We start from the raw sequence: 15,313 nt of genomic DNA on the forward strand, positions 1-15,313 counted from the left end.
TGTGTCCATCTTTACCCACCCGGCTTTGTCCGTGTAGGAAGTCTGTTCATGACCCGTTTCGTATTTATCACCGGCGGTGTGGTGTCCTCTCTTGGGAAAGGCATTGCGTCAGCGGCTCTTGCTGCACTCCTGCAGTCGCGCGGCTATAAAATCCGCCTGCGTAAGCTTGACCCCTATCTGAACGTCGATCCCGGCACGATGAGCCCGTATCAGCACGGGGAAGTTTTCGTGACCGACGATGGGGCCGAAACAGACCTTGATCTGGGCCACTACGAACGCTTCACCGGCGTCAATGCCACCAAGGAAGACAACACCACTACCGGCAAGATCTATTCCGATGTCATCGCCCGCGAACGCCGCGGGGACTATCTTGGGGCTACGGTGCAGGTCATCCCGCACATTACCGATGCCATTAAGGACATCGTAGTTGCCAATACGGATGATGTGGATTTCGTGCTGGTCGAAATTGGTGGCACGGTTGGGGATATTGAAAGCCTTCCGTTCCTTGAAGCTATTCGTCAGCTGCGTAATGACCTTGGTCCGGATCAGACCATGGTGGTCCACCTCACGCTGCTGCCGTGGATCCCGTCTGCTGGGGAACTGAAGACCAAGCCGACTCAACATTCCGTAAAAGAACTACAGAATGTCGGCATTCAGCCACAGATCCTGCTCTGCCGCTGTGACCGCGCTATTCCGGACACCGAGCGCCGCAAGATTGCCAACTTCTGTAACGTCCGTCCGGAAGCTGTGATTGCTGCGCGGGATGTGGACACCATTTATTCCTGCCCCCTTGCCTACCATGCTGAAGGCATGGACACCGAGGTCTTGCGCTATTTCGGCCTACCCCACACCGAAGAACCCGACCTGTCCGGTTGGGAGAAAATTGTGGATGCCATCCGTCGTCCGGATGGTGACGTTCGCATCGCCGTGGTTGGCAAATATACGGCCCTGCTCGACAGCTATAAGTCTCTGAACGAGGCACTTCTGCATGGTGGGATTGCGCATCGTGCGAAAGTAAAGCTGGACTGGGTGGAAGCTGAAACGCTGGAAGAGTCTCCGGAAGCTCTGGAGCGCCTGTCTACCGCGCATGGCATTCTGGTGCCCGGTGGATTTGGCGAGCGTGGTTCCAAAGGCAAGATTGCAGCAGTGCGTTTTGCGCGTGAGCGCGGTATTCCTTTCCTTGGCATCTGCTTCGGGATGCAGATGGCAGTGATCGAATGCGCTCGTAATCTCGCAGGTCTGCCCAATGCATCTTCCACCGAATTTGGTGAAGCTGATGAGCCGCTGGTTGGTCTGATGACGGAATGGGCGCGTGGTAGCGAGCGCTTGCGCCGGAGTGAAGGCGGAGAACTGGGCGGCACCATGCGGCTTGGCGCTTATCCGGCAACGCTGGTGGAAGGCTCTCGTGCGGCAGAAATTTACGGCACGACGAACATTCGTGAGCGCCACCGTCACCGTTATGAAGTGAATATTCACTACAAGGACCAGCTTGAAAAAGCCGGACTGAAATTCTCTGGCCTGTCTCCTGATGGGATTCTGCCAGAAGTGGTCGAGTATCCGGATCATCCGTGGTTTGTGGCGGTGCAGTATCATCCGGAACTCAAGTCCCGCCCCTTTGCACCGCACCCGCTGTTTTCCGGATTTGTCGGCGCAGCACTTGAAAAGGCCCGCCGCGCATGACGCACGCTGCAGCACATAACTTTCAGCTTCAGTCTCTGACAGTCGGGAATGATCAGCCTTTTGTGCTGATTGCCGGACCGTGTCAGATTGAATCCGCGGCTCATGCCATGGAAACGGCAGTCGCCCTGAAAGAACTGTGTGCTGCGGCAAATGTCGGGCTGATTTACAAAAGCTCGTTTGACAAAGCCAACCGCACTAGCCTGTCCAGCGCCCGAGGTGTTGGCATGAAGGATGGTCTGGCCATTCTGGCGGATATCCGGAACAGCCTGAACATTCCGGTCCTGACAGATGTTCACGCTCCGGAGCAGTGTGCTCCGGTTGCGGAAGCTGTTGATGTTCTGCAAATCCCGGCGTTTTTGTGCCGCCAGACAGATTTGCTTCTGGCTGCGGGTAAGACTGGCGCTGTTGTGAACGTCAAAAAAGGCCAGTTCCTTGCCCCGTGGGACATGCAACACGTTGCGGCCAAAATTGCCTCCACGGGCAACCAGCGCATCATGCTCTGTGAGCGTGGAACCAGCTTTGGCTACAACACCCTGATTAACGACATGCGTGGTCTGCCCATTATGGCGCAGACAGGGTATCCCGTTGTCTATGATGCCACGCACTCCGTGCAACAGCCGGGTGGCCTGGGTGGTTCATCAGGCGGCCAGCGGGAATTTGCCCCTATTCTCTCCCGCGCTGCGTTGGCGATTGGTGTAGCCGCCCTGTTTATTGAGACCCATGAAGACCCGGACCGTGCTCCGAGCGATGGCCCGAACATGCTGCCCATCAAAACTCTTCCGGCCCTGCTGAAACAGTTCCGAGAGATTGATCAGCTGATCAAAGCCGGCGGCTAATACCTACTCACGAGCTGCCTGCCCGGCAGCAGGCTTGTTTGAAGAGCGGAAAGAAGGTCATCGGCCAGCTTTCCGCTCTTTTTTTTGTTGTGGCTGCGTCATTTTGGCGCTGCGAGTGATTGGGCGCACGGTCAGGGTCTAGTGGCCGGATCAGTCAGATATTTCCATAGTCCGCGTGGATAGGCGGAGCCATATTTCTTCCTTTTCCACGCCTTTCTTCCTGATCGGTTTTTGTCGGTGTGGGATTTTCAAAGACTTGCAGAACTATAATTCTGTGGTGGGCCTCAAGGGTGTCACTGGTTGGTCACCACTGTACCGGCACAGCTTTTGTTTCAGGCATGATTTATCATGAGGGGCGTAGCGTCATGCAGTCGCCATCGCCTCTGATCGCAAATGCGTTTGCAAGAAGAACGTAAAAAATAGGGAGCCGTAGGGCTCCCTATAAAAGAATGCAAGAATGAAAGACTGCTGCCTTACACGTCCAGATTGGCAACCTTCAGAGCGTTACCCACAATGAAGTCACGGCGGGGTTCCACCACATCGCCCATCAGGGTGGTGAACACCTGCCCGGCTTCTTCAACGTCTCCGACTTTAACCTGAAGCAGGGTGCGCATGGCCGGGTCCAGCGTGGTTTCCCACAGCTGTTCATCGTTCATTTCGCCCAGCCCTTTAAAGCGGTTAATGGCAAGGCCACGCCGCCCCTGTGCCAGCAGGCGCGTATAGAGCTCGGAAGGTCCTTTCAGCGGAAGGTCCGTACTTTCCAGACGTAGGCTGACACCAGTGCCAAACTCACGCACCAGACGATCCAGCTGGTTGGTGAGCCAGCGCGCATCGCCGCCTGCCAGCATGTTCGGGTCAATCCGGTAGACTTCCCCTACGCCACGCACGCTACGGGCCAGTTCCAGACCATCCGTGCTGGCAACAGCTTTCCAGCCGCGTTCATTTTCAGCCGAAGCGGCATCCAGACGCTTCTGAAGGTCAGGAATGCGCTGCTGGAGCGTTTCCAGATCAGACGTCAGAGCGCCAGCCAGCGCTGCCTGCTCAATAATCCAGCTCGGCACGCGGTTGGACAGACGAGCAATAGCCTGCGTCGCTTGCCGGATAAACGGCAGATCAGCTTCCAGATCAGCCCCGGAAACGACCTTGCCGTCGGCATAGACAAAGGATGCGTTATTCAGAGCTTTATCCAGAAGATACTGCTCCAGAGCGGCATCGTCTTTCAGGTAGCGTTCTTCATTGCCACGTTTAGCACGGTAGAGCGGCGGCTGAGCGATATAGAGATAGCCGCGTTCAATCAGTTCCGGCATCTGACGGAAGAAGAAAGTCAACAGAAGCGTACGGATATGGGAGCCGTCCACGTCAGCGTCAGTCATAATGACGATGCGGTGGTAACGGAGCTTGTCGATAGAGAAACCGCCCTGATCGGCCTCACCGCGACCAATGCCGGTGCCCAGTGCGGTAATCAGCGTGCCGATTTCCGCAGAGCCAAGCATCCGGTCAAACCGGGCGCGTTCCACGTTAAGGATTTTACCCTTAAGTGGAAGGATCGCCTGAAAACGGCGGTCACGCCCCTGCTTTGCCGTTCCGCCAGCGGAATCACCCTCAACGATAAAGATTTCAGCTTTAGAGGGGTCACGTTCCTGGCAGTCGGCCAGCTTGCCGGGCAGCGAGGAGATGTCCAGCACACCTTTCCGGCGGGTCAGCTCACGGGCTTTCCGGGCAGCTTCACGCGCAGAGGCGGCATCCAGCACCTTGCCGACAACAATCTTGGCTTCTTTGGGATGCGTTTCAAACCAGTGGCCGATCATATCAGCCGCGGCCGCATGCACTACCGGCTGCACTTCGGAAGAAACCAGCTTGTCTTTGGTCTGGGATGAGAATTTCGGATCAGGCACTTTGACGGACAGAACAGCCGTCAGGCCTTCACGCATATCTTCACCTACCAGAGAATGGGCGTCTTTTTTGGCAATGCTTTCCGCATATTTGCCGACAATACGCGTCAGCGCCTGCCGGAACCCGGCCAGATGGGCGCCACCGTCACGCTGGGGAATATTGTTGGTGAAGCACAGCATCGTTTCGTGAAAGCTGTCATTCCAGCTCAGAGCGAACTCAACTTTGATGCCGTTATCCGGGTTTTCCATGCTGCCTGTAATGGGCGGCGTGACAATCGGGGTGCGGGAGCGGTCAAGCCACTCCACAAAGGCTTCCAGACCGCCTTCATAAAAGAAAATTTCTTCCCGAACGTCTTCTGTGCGGGCATCGCGCAGAACAATTTCGAGGCCAGAGTTCAGGAAGGCCAGCTCACGCAGGCGGCGTTCCAGAATGGCAAAGTCGAAAACTGTTCGGGGGAAGGTTTCACCGCTGGGTTTGAAGGTGACCTGTGTGCCGCGTTCTTCGTCAGACGGGCCGACGACTTCCAGAGGCCCTTCTCGTTCACCATGACGGAAGCGGATGACATGCTCCTGCCCGTTACGCCAGATACGTACTTCCATGGATTCAGAAAGGGCATTCACCACAGCCGCACCCACGCCGTGCAAACCACCGGAAACCTTGTAGGAATTCTGGTTAAACTTGCCGCCGGCATGCAGACGCGTCAGCACGACTTCTGCCGCGCTGATCCCTTCTTCGGTATGCATGTCCGTCGGAATGCCGCGGCCGTTATCCCGCACTGTTACGCTGCCATCGGCATTCAGGGTCAGAATACAACGGGTCGCGTAGCCAGCCTGGGCTTCATCAACAGCGTTATCAATAATTTCAAACGCCATGTGGTGCAGGCCGGAGCCGTCATCGGTATCACCGATATACATCCCTGGCCGCTTACGGACGGCATCTAGCCCTTTCAGCACAGAGATCGACGCGGCGTCATACTCTTCCATTCCGGTGGATGGTGTGGGCTGAGAAAGGTCTGTCATATGGTAACGGTACTCCGGAAAAGAAGAATAGGACCTGATATTGTCTTATACTCCGGCCAGCGCAGTCCGACCAGATTGGAAGCTCTCTTTTATGGGATTGTTTCTCGATTTATCCGAGAAATTCTCCATGTTTTAGTGCGACAAATCGAGCCTGCGCCCGTAAATCCTCAAAAGGTGCTTCGTCAGTTCCGGTCAGGATCACGGTGGTGCGGAAGTCTTTGACAATTTCCAGCAAAGAGCCGCGTCGATTGCGGTCCAGATGCACCAGCGGCTCATCCAGCAACAGGACCGGCGGCATGCCACGATAATCTTCCACCAGTCGGGCATGGGCCAGCACTGTGCCCATCAGAAGGGTCTTTTGCTGGCCTGTGCTGGCAGAGGCCGCCAGAAGGCCGGTTTGTAAGTCGGAGAGCCGGAAATCTGTGCGGTGCACACCAAAGGTGGCCCGCCCGCGCTCCCTGTCCTGCTGCCGATTGGCCGCAAACTGCTCACGGAGCCAGTCTTCCACAGTCAGCGCAGGATTGTGTTCAAGCTGGTCTGCTACACTACAAAGCAACGTAACATTCACGCCGGGAAAGGCGCCCAGACTGGACTGAGCAAACAGGCAGAGCTGTTGCACCATCTCGCGCCGGCCAGCCGCAACGGCCACGCCATGGCGGGCCATGGAGGCTTCCAGCCCGCTCAACCATGAGGCCTCAGAAAAACGGGTTTGGAGCAGCCGGTTCCGCTGCGTCATAGCGCGGTCATACGCTAACAGTTGGCGCGCATGGTGCGGGGTGACAGCCATGACCAGCCGGTCAAGAAAGCGCCGTCGGCCGGATGCGCCCTCGCTGAAGAGACGGTCCATCTGAGGCGTGATCCATACAGCAGAGAGCGTATCGTCCAGCGCATCCCGATTGCGGACCTGCTGGCCATTCAGCAGATAGACGCGGCGTGCAGACTCTCCTGCCCCAGCCATGCCAGTGCCGAGTTCCAAAACGTCCTGGTCAAAGGAAAAGCGGGCGGAAATACCCCAGCTTGCTGCGTTGTCGCGGCCCAGTTGCGCTAAAGGTGCGCCTCGCAGCCCACGTCCCGGTGTGAGGAGAGAAAGGGCTTCAAGCAGGTTGGTTTTGCCGCTCCCGTTCTCGCCGGTGAGCACAACAAGAGATGCGTCTGGTGACCACACCAGACGCTCATAGTTACGAAATTCGGAAAGGGTCAGTTTAAGAAGCTGAGCCACTTTTTACCTGATAAGGCTCAGAAAGACGCCTACTGTCTTAAACGCGCATCGGCATCAGCACATACAGTGCTGAGGGACTATCGACATCACGGACGATGGTGGGGGCTGAACTGTCAGAAAACGCGAACTCAACGTCCTTTTCCACCTGATCGGTAATGTCGTTCAGGTAACGGGCCTGAAAGCCGATTTCCAGTGCTTCTGCATCATAGGAAATCCGGGTCTTGTCCAGCTCTTCCGTAGCGACGCCTTGTTCGGGGCTGCTGGCGGAGAGAGTCAGCAGGCCGGGTTCCAGTGCCAGTTTAACCGGACGAGACCGCTCCTGACTAATGGCTGCCACACGAGCCACTGCATCTGAGAAGTCTTTTTTGCCAACGCGTAGAATACGCTTGTTGTTGAGCGGAATCACGCGGTCATATTCCGGGAAGGTCCCGTCAATCAGCTTGGAGGTCAGCATGACCGGCCCAGCCGTGAACTGCACACGAGTTTCCGAGAGGGCAACCTCAATTTCTTCCGGCGCTTCATCAATCAGCTTGCGCAGTTCAGCCACCGTTTTGCGTGGAATAATCACGCCCGGCATGGTTTCCGCACCTGCGGGAAGTTCCGTTTCCACACGTGCCAGACGGTGTCCGTCGGTCGCAACGGCGCGGAGCAGTTTTCCGGCATCCGTGTCGGCTGCATGGAAAAAGATGCCGTTCAGGTAATAGCGCGTTTCTTCGGTGGAGATTGCGAACCGCGTCCGGTCGATCAGGGAGCGCAGCACCCCTGCCCCGACTTTGAAGTGACACGGCAGATCACCCGTACCCATGGACGGAAAATCATCAACGCTCAGCACGTTCAGGCGCGTGGAGTAGCGGTCTGCACGGAGCAGCAGCGGCCCTTCACTGTCGGCCTGATCCAGCTCCACTTCCACGCTGTCCGGCAGTTTACGGACAATTTCATACAGAACCGACGCCGGAACAGTGGTTGCACCATCCCGCTTGATGGTCGCCGGAATTTCTTCCACCACCTCGATTTCCATATCGGTGGCTTTCAGGCTCAGTCGCCCGTCCGCCGCCTGAATCAGAACGTTGGCAAGAATGGGGATGGTGTTACGCTTTTCAGCAACACTCTGGATGTGTGCCAAAGCTTTGAGCAGTATTGCGCGCTCAGCTGAAAACTTCATCTATGCCTCTTTCCTGCATGACCGGCCCCACGCAGGAATTCAGGCGGGCCGGGATCTATCCTGTTGAAAACTAACAGCAGTAACGGTGCAGTCAATCTTTGAGTGCCTGCCTCCCCTGCGTGAGAGTGCAGGCACTCGTCGGTCTAGCTTTCCAGCATCCGACGCATCAGTTCGACATCCTCTGCAAAAGCGGGATCACGCTCCATCAACTCCGCAACGCGCGAGACGGCGTGCATGACGGTTGTATGGTCACGGTTGCCAAATTTGCGGCCGATTTCGGGCAAAGAGCGGCTGGTGAGCTGCTTGGCCAGATACATCGCCACCTGCCGTGGGCGAGCGACGGCGCGGGCACGGCGGGCGGAGGACATATCCGTCAGGCGGATATTCCAGTGCTCGGCCACCCGCTTCTGGATTTCCTCAATCGTCACCCGGCGATCATGCGCCTTGAGGATATCATGCAGAACGTCCTGCGTGGCTTCCAGCGTTACCGGACGACCAAACAGATTGGCATGCGCAATCAAACGATTGAGGGCGCCTTCAAGCTCACGCACGTTCGATGTGATCTTATGGGCAAGAAATTCCAGAACTTTACCGGGCACAACTACGCCCGACGCAGCAGCTTTGGATTCAAGAATGGAAATACGCAACTCGAACGTGGTGGCATGAATATCTGCCACCATGCCGCAGCCCAGCCGGGTCCGCAGACGATCTTCCAATCCGGACAAATCAGATGGCGATTTATCCGCAGACACGACAATCTGCCGCCCGGCATCCACCAGCGCATTGAAGGTGTGGAAAAATTCTTCCTGCGTGTTGTCTTTGCCGATCAGGAACTGAAGATCATCAATCATCAGCACATCCACGGAGCGCAGCTGTTCCTTGAATTCCATGGTCGATTGAGACCGGATGGCCGCAATGAAACGATACATGAACTTTTCAGCGGACATATAGGCAACGGAGACGTTGCCGCTCTGCACCAGTTCCGCGCCGATGGCATGCATCAGATGTGTTTTGCCGAGGCCTACTCCGCCATAGAGAAAGAGCGGGTTGAAACCGACGCTGGACGGCTTTTCGGCCACACGCCGTGCGCAGGCATAGGCAAATTCATTGGGTTTCCCCACCACAAACGTATCAAACGTAAAGCGGGTATCCAGCGTGGTAACGAGGTCACTCCGCACTTCTGGCGCGCTGCGCGGTGCTTCTTCCGCTTCGATACTGGGGGCAGTAACGGGGGCGTCTTCGGTGGCGAGCGCAAGCGGCGGTGCCGCCGGGTCACCGGGGCGTGCGACCTGAAGCTCGACCCGACGAATGGCGGGCAGAACCTGATTCCACAATTCGCTCAGGCGGTCGCCGTACTGGCTTCGTACCCAGTCACGCAGAAAGCGGGTGGGAAGGAGGAGTGTAATCTCATCACCATCCACAGGCCCCAGCGCAATCTTGGTCAGCCAGGTACGGTATTCAACCTCCCCGACTTCCCCTTTCAGCCTTGAACAGATCTGTAACCACGATTCCTCAAGCGCCTTGCCATCCTCAGCTTGGGGGAAAGCCCTTTCGTCATCGTCCACTCCGATTGTCATCTACGCTCCCGAGCGGTCATAAACGCGGCCAGCCGCGCGTGATTTTCGATAAGGGGGCCGCTTGCACGGCCACCAGGCAGCCGGGCTTCCGGCGGGCCTACACTGCCGCTATGAAATGCGGCACAGGAGCGCGAAAAAGACGCTCTCCCAAGGGTGGAGACTAGCTGCCAGAATTAAAGCACGACCGAGGGAGGAGCAATGAAAATCTCTGTGCTCTTGCCCTCATCTCTGCCATGCCATGCCGAGGGCTACACAAAAGTAAAGCCGAACCACCCCAGGATGATTCGGCTTTACAAAACGCATGCGTCTAAAGGCTGCTGATGCAGCCTGAAGGTCTCAGGCGGTTGCCAGAGACTTCACACGAGCAGACAGGCGGGAAATTTTGCGTGCAATGGTGTTTGCATGCACAACGCCTTTGATCACGCCGCGCTGCAGTTCCGGCTGAGCAACGCGCAGAGCTTCACGAGCTTCGTCATGGTTGCCAGCAGCAATTGCAGTTTCGACCTTCTTGATAAAGGTGCGCATGCGAGACTTGCGGGCTGTGTTACGAGCAGTCCGCTTTGCGGTCTGCCGGATGCGCTTACGCGCTGAAGCGATATTCGCCATGAGTTTCTATTTTATCCAGCACAAAAGAAATGGTAGCAGCCCGGCAATGCCAGGGTGGCTGCAAAGATGTAGCGGTGCTGTAATCCACAGCGGTATCCACAGTCAAGCCGCTTCCCTCATTATAGAGGTAATTTTACCTTATTTTCTGCCGTAAGGGGCAGAAAAAGGTAGAGCGACCGGCTTGTGTGATCTGCTCGACCCCAGCACAGGCTGGCGGTCCGGGGCAGTCCGGGCACGGTTGTCCTTTGCGCCCATAAACGCGCCAGGCATGCTGAAAATAGCCCAGACCGCCTTCCGGGCGCACATAATCTTTCAGGCTTGAGCCACCTGCGGCAATCGCTTCATTCAGAACATCCTTAATGGCCTGAACCAGCTGCTTTGTTTCCTGAGGTTTCAGGGAGCCTGCGGCAGTCTGAGGATGAATGCCCGTGCGATACAGCGCTTCGCAGACATAAATATTACCCAGACCCGAGACGACTTTCTGGTCCAGGAGCGCCGTTTTGATCGGAGATTTTCGGCCCTTAAAGGCTACCTGAAGCACAGCCCCCGTAAACGCGGGCTCCAGCGGTTCCGGCCCCATGCTGGCGAGAAATTTATACCGCTCTTCCTGCCCGGTGGGCACGAGGTCCAGCATCCCGAAGCGGCGTGGGTCAACAAACCCGCAGCGCCGTCCATGCGCCGTGATGAAGGTGACGTGTTCATGCAGCGCGGGAGTGGTCGGAGAATCGAGAATAATGCGTCCCGACATGCCCAGATGCAGCACGACGGAAAGATTATTCGACAGCCGCATGAGAATATATTTCCCACGGCGGCGGAAGCCAGTGACGGTCTGTCCGGCGACGGAAGCACGAAAATCGGCAGGAATCTGCCATCGCAGATCCGGGCGGCGGAGAATGACATCGCTGATTTTGTGGCCTTGCAGAGCGATCTGCATACCACGCATCACGGTTTCGACTTCAGGGAGTTCCGGCATGAGTGCAAAGCAGGGTATAGGGTAACACCATGACCGACAATAGCTTTGCGCCCTCCCCCTCATCTTCCGCTGCGCCGCAGGCGGAAGAAACCGATTTCGGCTTCCGTTCCGTCCGGAAGGAAGAGAAGAAACCCCTCGTCCGCGCTGTATTTGACAGCGTTGCGGGCAAGTATGATGTCATGAATGATCTGATGTCTCTGGGGATTCACCGGGTCTGGAAACGTATTTTTGTCACGGAACTCGGGCCTCAGCCCGGGCTGTCCCTGCTGGATCTGGCAGGCGGCACGGGTGACATCAGCTTTGGCTGGCTGCAGGGTGGCGGCGGCCCCACCATCATGACCGACATCAACGCCAGCATGCTCTCTGTCGGGCGTGACCGTGCGCTGAGCCGGGGTTTTGTATCCGACCTCTCCTTTGCGGTGGTGGATGCTGAAGCCATTCCCCTTAAAGATATGTCGGTTGACCGTGTGTCCATCGCGTTTGGCCTGAGAAACTGCACCGACAAGAATGCGGTGATTCGGGAAGCGCGCCGCGTCCTGCGTCCCGGCGGCCGTTTCATGTGCCTTGAATTCTCTCGCGTGCAGGTTGCCGCTCTGGCGCCGATTTATGATGCCTGGTCCTTCAAGGTTCTGCCGACCATGGGCAGCATGGTGGCGGGTGATCGGGAAAGCTATCAGTATCTGGCAGAAAGCATCCGCACCTTCCCGGATCAGGAAACGCTGGCAGAAATGTTCCGTGAGGCAGGCCTGTCTCACGTGCGGTATCAGTCTCTGTCTGGCGGGATTGCAGCCATTCACTCTGGCTGGCGTCTCTGATCCTGCATGACGGCGTCCCTCACCCCACGCTCTGTTCTGCTGATTGTCAGCGGAAGTATTGCCGCTTTCAAAGCGCCGGAACTTATCCGGTCGCTGCGGGCTGATGGTATACAGGTGCGATGCGTGCTCACGCAGGGGGGCAGTCAGTTTGTTACACCGCTGACGTTGCAGGCGCTCAGCGGTCAGCCTGTTCATACGGATCTGTTTTCCCTCACGGCTGAGCAGGAAATGGGGCATATCGCCCTTTCCCGCTCGGCTGATCTGATTGTTGTGTGCCCTGCATCCGCCAATCTGCTTGCGCGCATGGCAGGCGGTCTGGCGGATGATCTGGCCAGCACAGTGCTGCTGGCGACGGACACCCCCGTCATGGTGGCACCGGGCATGAATGTGCGGATGTGGGACCATCCCGCCACGCAGGCCAACATTCAAACACTCAGGCAACGTGGCGTGACCTTTCTCGGGCCCGTTGCCGGTGAGATGGCCTGTGGGGAATATGGTCCCGGACGGATGGTGGAACCTGCGGATGTGCGGGATGCTGTTCTGGCGTTTTTCCGACGCCAGAGTCGGCGCATCGGCCCTTTGGCGGGCAAAAATTGCCTTGTAACGGCAGGTCCGACCCATGAGCCGCTGGACCCTGTGCGGTATCTCGCCAATCGCTCTTCCGGCAAGCAGGGCTATGCGCTTGCCGAAGCTCTGGCAGATCTGGGTGCTGAGGTGACGCTTATCAGCGGGCCGACAGTCTTGCGTCCCCCGGCAGGGGTTACTGTGTCCTTTTGCGAGACAGCCCGCCAGATGCGTGATCTGGCTCTTAAGGCCGCAAAAAACACGTCGTTTGATGCCGCCATCTGCACGGCTGCCGTTGCGGACTGGCGACCTGCGCATGTGCAGGATCAGAAAATCAAAAAAACGGGCAAGGATGATCTGCCCCCACCACTGGCCTTGCTGCCGAACCCGGACATTCTCGCAGAGCTTTCAGAGCAGTCCCCTTCCCGCCCACGCCTTGTTATCGGTTTTGCTGCTGAGACCGAGACGGTAGAAGCCCATGCCCGCGCCAAGCTGGCGCGAAAGGGATGTGACTGGATTGTTGCCAACAATGTTGGGGCAGGTTCAGATGTTATGGGTGGGTCCGAAAATCAGGTCATCCTCATCACGCAGGATAAGGTGGAGCACTGGCCTCGCCTGAGTAAGGAAGAAGTGGCCCGCAGGCTTGCCACAACTCTTGCAGACTGGTTTTTAAAGCCTCACAAGTCGTTATAAGAATTATGAGATATGGAGTGCCTGATGCCTGCAACTGAATCCCGGAACACCGGCCTGACAGTGCGGGTGCAGCGCCTGCCCCACGGGCAGGATCTGCCACTGCCGTCTTATGCTACAGCAGGTGCAGCCGGGATGGATCTTCTGGCAGCTGTGCCGGAACCAGTCACGCTCCAGCCCGGTGGCCGCACGGTTATCCCGACGGGGCTGTGCATCGCTCTGCCCCCCGGATACGAATTGCAGGTCCGCCCCCGCTCTGGTCTGGCCTTGAAGCACGGGATTATTCTGCCCAACTCCCCCGGTACCATTGATGAAGATTATCGCGGCGAAGTCGGGGTCATTGTTCTGAATGCAGGAGATCAGCCCTTTACCGTTGAGCACGGCATGCGCATTGCTCAGGCTGTTATTGCGCCGGTTGAGCGCGTCTCCTGGGCCGAATGTGACAGTCTGGACGCAACAGCCCGAGGCACAGGGGGCTTTGGTAGTACGGGAACCGGTCTGCCATGACGGCAGCGCGACCAGATTTTTCTCTTTCTTCTCAAAACCCCTCGACGCGTCTGCCGTTGCGCCACCTGAATACGGCAGATGCCTTTCTTCTGATTTGCGTGGTGGGGCTGGCTGTTCTGGCTGGCAATAGTGTGCGCCACATGCTGGCACCCCTCCTCGCCGCGCCGGCTCAGGGTCCGATCCATCTCGATATCCTGTATCTTCCCGGCTACGCCCTGCGGACCACTCTGCGGATGTTCGCAGCTCTCGGGCTCTCCCTTGTTTTCACCTTTTTTTACGCAACACTGGCCGCCAAAAGCCGCCGGGCCGCGCAAATTCTGGTGCCCTTGCTGGATATCCTCCAGTCCATTCCCATTCTGGGCTTTCTGAGCTTTACGGTAACCTTCTTTCTGGGGCTCTTTCCGGGACAGGTGCTGGGGGCCGAACTGGCCGCCATTTTCACCATTTTCACCTCTCAGGCGTGGAATATGGCCTTTGGGATGTATCAGTCTTTGCGGAGCGTCCCGACAGAACTTGAAGAAGCCGCAAGAGGCTTCGGGTTGACCGCCTGGCAAAAATTCTGGCGGCTGGAAGTGCCCTGCTCCATTCCCTCGCTCGTGTGGAATTCCATGATGTCCATGGCGGGCGGCTGGTTCATGGTGGTCTATTCAGAAACGCTTACCGTCGGCAACACTCAGATCGCCCTGCCGGGTATCGGGTCCTATGTTGGCGTTGCCATCAGCCAGCAAAATATAGGCGCTGTGCTGGCAGCCATCCTCGCTATGATGGTGATTATTCTGGCGTATGATCAGGTCCTGTTTCGCCCCCTCACCGTCTGGGCTTCACGGTTCCGGCTGGAAACAACGGTGCAGGATGAAGTTCTGGCAGAGCCGTGGGTGCTTCGTCTGCTGCGTCGCAGCCGTGTCCTGCGGGCCAGTATCAATCTGTTCCTGTCTTTTATGCGCAAGATCGGCTCCCTCCCTTTGGGCCGCAGACAGGAACGGTTTCAGTCGTCTCAGACGACCGTTTCAAAACGGCTCTCAGATGGCCTGTGGTGGGGTGCGCTGGGGCTGATCTTTTTGTGTGCGCTGGAACAGGCGTGGGTTTACGGCAGCTCCGCCTATACGCTTGGACAAATTGGGCACGTTGTCGTACTGGGGTTTTATACGCTTTTGCGTGTTGTCAGCATGCTTTGTCTGGCCTCACTTATTTGGGTGCCGGTGGGTGTCTGGCTGGGACTCAAGCCCGCGCGGGCGCATCGGGCGCAGCTGATTGTGCAATACTGCGCAGCATTCCCTGCCAACCTGTTTTTCCCCATTTTTGTGGGGGGCATCATTTATTTTCATCTGGCGCCGGATATCTGGCTTACCCCTTTGATGATGCTGGGAGCGCAATGGTACATTCTGTTCAACGTCATCGGCGGCACCTCATCTTTCCCGCCCAATCTGTTGGAAGTCGGGGAAAATTTTGAGGTCAAAGGCCTGCTCTGGTGGCGGAAAATCATTTTGCCCGGCATCACGCCTTATTATCTGACGGGGGCTCTGGCGGCCTCGGGTGGCGCATGGAATGCTGCTATTGCCTCAGAAGTGGCGCAATGGGGAAATGTGACGCTGAAAGCGCACGGCCTTGGGGCTTATATTGCGCAGGCCACGACCGAGGGCGACATCAGTGAGGTTGCGCTGGGTGTTGTCGTGATGGCGCTGTTTGTGCTCATCCTCAACTGGCTGGTCTGGCGTCCTCTTTCTGATTACGCTCACCGCCGCCTGAAACTGACCTGACAACAGGACCGAACC

At 57.3% G+C, this 15,313-nt stretch carries 12 protein-coding genes; 6 read left to right on the top strand and 6 right to left on the bottom strand.

Features of this window, described 5'->3' with window-relative positions:
- The first annotated feature begins 48 nt into the window (after positions 1 to 48).
- A complete protein-coding gene (locus tag KP703_RS02545) occupies positions 49 to 1,680 on the top strand; it encodes a CTP synthase (protein ID WP_215753709.1) in 1,632 nt (543 codons plus the stop codon).
- Positions 1,677 to 2,516 carry a 3-deoxy-8-phosphooctulonate synthase gene (gene kdsA / locus KP703_RS02550; RefSeq protein ID WP_061490966.1) on the top strand — a complete coding sequence of 280 codons (840 nt, stop codon included), beginning with the start codon at positions 1,677 to 1,679 and terminating at the stop codon, positions 2,514 to 2,516. The genes KP703_RS02545 and kdsA overlap by 4 nt, the downstream gene beginning before the upstream one ends.
- 473 nt (positions 2,517 to 2,989) lie before the next feature.
- Here kdsA and gyrB read toward each other — a convergent pair whose 3' ends face one another.
- From gyrB to mutM, 6 genes are all read right to left on the bottom strand, one after another.
- The gene (gyrB, locus tag KP703_RS02555; protein WP_062248840.1) at positions 2,990 to 5,428 is read right to left on the bottom strand and encodes a DNA topoisomerase (ATP-hydrolyzing) subunit B; all 2,439 of its coding nucleotides are present in this window, start codon (positions 5,426 to 5,428) and stop codon (positions 2,990 to 2,992) included.
- Between the two features lie 109 nt (positions 5,429 to 5,537).
- Entirely contained in the window at positions 5,538 to 6,647 is a 1,110-nt protein-coding gene (gene recF, locus KP703_RS02560; protein WP_215753710.1) for a DNA replication/repair protein RecF, read from the bottom strand.
- Positions 6,648 to 6,684: 37 nt separating this feature from the next.
- Complete coding sequence (dnaN, locus tag KP703_RS02565) at positions 6,685 to 7,809, bottom strand: DNA polymerase III subunit beta (RefSeq protein WP_062273712.1); 1,125 nt, start codon at positions 7,807 to 7,809, stop codon at positions 6,685 to 6,687.
- A gap of 143 nt (positions 7,810 to 7,952) precedes the next feature.
- Positions 7,953 to 9,386: a chromosomal replication initiator protein DnaA gene (gene dnaA / locus KP703_RS02570; protein WP_215753711.1), complete on the bottom strand. Its 1,434-nt coding sequence runs from the start codon at positions 9,384 to 9,386 to the stop codon at positions 7,953 to 7,955.
- A 336-nt stretch (positions 9,387 to 9,722) separates the two neighbouring features.
- Entirely contained in the window at positions 9,723 to 9,992 is a 270-nt protein-coding gene (rpsT, locus tag KP703_RS02575; protein ID WP_043552691.1) for a 30S ribosomal protein S20, read from the bottom strand.
- A gap of 133 nt (positions 9,993 to 10,125) precedes the next feature.
- Positions 10,126 to 10,965 carry a bifunctional DNA-formamidopyrimidine glycosylase/DNA-(apurinic or apyrimidinic site) lyase gene (gene mutM, locus KP703_RS02580; RefSeq protein ID WP_215753712.1) on the bottom strand — a complete coding sequence of 280 codons (840 nt, stop codon included), beginning with the start codon at positions 10,963 to 10,965 and terminating at the stop codon, positions 10,126 to 10,128.
- Positions 10,966 to 10,994: 29 nt separating this feature from the next.
- Between mutM and KP703_RS02585 the strand changes: the two genes are divergently transcribed.
- Genes KP703_RS02585 through KP703_RS02600 form a run of 4 tightly spaced genes read left to right on the top strand, consistent with a single transcriptional unit; the run spans position 10,995 to position 15,298 of the window.
- Positions 10,995 to 11,780, top strand: coding sequence for a class I SAM-dependent methyltransferase (locus KP703_RS02585; protein WP_062140342.1), 786 nt, complete (start codon positions 10,995 to 10,997; stop codon positions 11,778 to 11,780).
- 6 nt (positions 11,781 to 11,786) lie between these two features.
- A complete protein-coding gene (coaBC, locus tag KP703_RS02590) occupies positions 11,787 to 13,037 on the top strand; it encodes a bifunctional phosphopantothenoylcysteine decarboxylase/phosphopantothenate--cysteine ligase CoaBC (RefSeq protein ID WP_215753713.1) in 1,251 nt (416 codons plus the stop codon).
- 24 nt (positions 13,038 to 13,061) lie between these two features.
- On the top strand, positions 13,062 to 13,541 hold the full coding sequence (gene dut / locus KP703_RS02595; protein WP_062273754.1) for a dUTP diphosphatase: 480 nt from the start codon (positions 13,062 to 13,064) through the stop codon (positions 13,539 to 13,541).
- On the top strand, positions 13,538 to 15,298 hold the full coding sequence (locus KP703_RS02600) for an ABC transporter permease subunit (protein ID WP_215753714.1): 1,761 nt from the start codon (positions 13,538 to 13,540) through the stop codon (positions 15,296 to 15,298). The genes dut and KP703_RS02600 overlap by 4 nt, the downstream gene beginning before the upstream one ends.
- Positions 15,299 to 15,313: the final 15 nt, after the last annotated feature.

Origin of the sequence: Acetobacter sp. P5B1, assembly GCF_018811985.1 — a bacterium.
GTDB classification, from domain to species: Bacteria; Pseudomonadota; Alphaproteobacteria; order Acetobacterales; family Acetobacteraceae; genus Acetobacter; species Acetobacter cerevisiae.

Coding starts and splice junctions, on each gene's coding strand:
- KP703_RS02545 (WP_215753709.1), top strand. CDS start 49: ATGACCCGTTTCGTATTTATCACCGGCGGTGTGGTGTCCTCTCTTGGG.
- kdsA (WP_061490966.1), top strand. CDS start 1,677: ATGACGCACGCTGCAGCACATAACTTTCAGCTTCAGTCTCTGACAGTC.
- gyrB (WP_062248840.1), bottom strand. CDS start 5,428: ATGACAGACCTTTCTCAGCCCACACCATCCACCGGAATGGAAGAGTAT.
- dnaN (WP_062273712.1), bottom strand. CDS start 7,809: ATGAAGTTTTCAGCTGAGCGCGCAATACTGCTCAAAGCTTTGGCACAC.
- dnaA (WP_215753711.1), bottom strand. CDS start 9,386: ATGACAATCGGAGTGGACGATGACGAAAGGGCTTTCCCCCAAGCTGAG.
- rpsT (WP_043552691.1), bottom strand. CDS start 9,992: ATGGCGAATATCGCTTCAGCGCGTAAGCGCATCCGGCAGACCGCAAAG.
- mutM (WP_215753712.1), bottom strand. CDS start 10,965: ATGCCGGAACTCCCTGAAGTCGAAACCGTGATGCGTGGTATGCAGATC.
- KP703_RS02585 (WP_062140342.1), top strand. CDS start 10,995: ATGACCGACAATAGCTTTGCGCCCTCCCCCTCATCTTCCGCTGCGCCG.
- coaBC (WP_215753713.1), top strand. CDS start 11,787: ATGACGGCGTCCCTCACCCCACGCTCTGTTCTGCTGATTGTCAGCGGA.
- dut (WP_062273754.1), top strand. CDS start 13,062: ATGCCTGCAACTGAATCCCGGAACACCGGCCTGACAGTGCGGGTGCAG.
- KP703_RS02600 (WP_215753714.1), top strand. CDS start 13,538: ATGACGGCAGCGCGACCAGATTTTTCTCTTTCTTCTCAAAACCCCTCG.